We start from the raw sequence: 354 nt of genomic DNA, 5'->3' as shown, positions 1-354 counted from the left end.
GATGTAGGCGTCGCAGCAGTACTGCACCCCGCGGTCGGAGTGGTGGACGAGGCCGTCAAGACTGTCCGTGCCGCGCAACGCCACGGCATGGGCTATGGCCTGCCTGAGGGCCTCGAGAGACTCCGAGGCGCGCAGCGACGGCGAGACCTTGTGGCCTACGACCTTGTGCGAGTAGGCGTCGGTGACTATGTGCAGGTAGCACGTGCCACCGCATTCGAGTGGTATGTAGGTTATGTCGGCCACCCACAGCTGGTTCGCGGCGGTAGGCGTGAAGCCGCGCACGAGGTTCTTCCACTTGTGGTAGCGGTGGTTGGAGTCGGTCGTGCGGCGGGGCTTCGGGCGCGCCAGCACGAG

Annotated in this window: 1 protein-coding gene; it reads right to left on the bottom strand. The window is 66.1% G+C overall.

What is annotated here, in order from left to right; translation table 11 throughout:
- The coding region (locus H6A34_RS15700; protein ID WP_205106109.1) for a DDE-type integrase/transposase/recombinase at window positions 1–354 on the bottom strand (354 nt) is incomplete at both ends.

Origin of the sequence: Marseilla massiliensis (genome assembly GCF_016899855.1) — a bacterium.
Taxonomy (GTDB): Bacteria; Bacteroidota; Bacteroidia; order Bacteroidales; family Bacteroidaceae; genus Prevotella.
The sequence above is the reverse complement of the archived record's forward strand: the minus strand, read 5'-3'. Positions and strand labels throughout refer to the sequence as shown.